This window comes from Psychrobacillus vulpis (genome assembly GCF_006861825.1).
Classification (GTDB): Bacteria; Bacillota; Bacilli; order Bacillales_A; family Planococcaceae; genus Psychrobacillus; species Psychrobacillus vulpis.
Genome location: NZ_VDGI01000069.1, coordinates 1 through 649, shown reverse-complemented (window position 1 = coordinate 649; position 649 = coordinate 1). Strand labels below are relative to the sequence as shown.

Annotated in this window: 1 rRNA gene; it reads left to right on the top strand. The window is 37.1% G+C overall.

What is annotated here, in order from left to right:
• A 5S ribosomal RNA gene (rrf, locus tag FG384_RS19605) occupies positions 1–110 on the top strand; the annotation flags it as partial.
• Positions 111–649: the final 539 nt, after the last annotated feature.

The window sequence follows — 649 nt, the reverse complement described above, 5'->3', positions numbered from 1 at the left end:
GATGATGGCGAAGAGGTCACACCCGTTCCCATACCGAACACGGAAGTTAAGCTCTTCAGCGTCGATGGTAGTTGGGGGTTTCCCCCTGTGAGAGTAGAACGTCGCTAGGCACTAAGGTCGTTACCGAATAATCGGTAGCGGCTTTTTTTGTATTTGAAAATAAAATGCCGAAGGCAGCCTGTAAAATGAGTAGCGTGGAAGTAGAGGAAGCAAAGAAGAGAGACTCGGAGCGTATGACAAATCTGGCGTTCATCTCTTATTGGTATTTGAATAGCAGAATGACTTAGTGAAAAGTTCGTACAAGAAAATGGCCTAGAGGAAATCCTCTAGACCAAGGTATGATTTATAAGTTTTTTAACAAGTGAAACAAGTAAATTTACTAGAATCCAATAAAGCAATTAAATCTTAATTAAATTTCTTCTAAAATACCTTTAACTAATTCTACAAATTTAACTCTAACTTTACCTGCAACTTCAATCACTTCTGGATAGTCTACACTTAGTTGGACAATCAAATTAAGGACAAGTAGAATAATACACAATAAGTGAGGAGAATCTACTATGCCCCAAAAAAGAAGAACGTTTTCTACAGAATTTAAAAAGCAAGTTGTAGCTCTATATGAAAATGGGAAAAGTCGTCAAGAAATTGT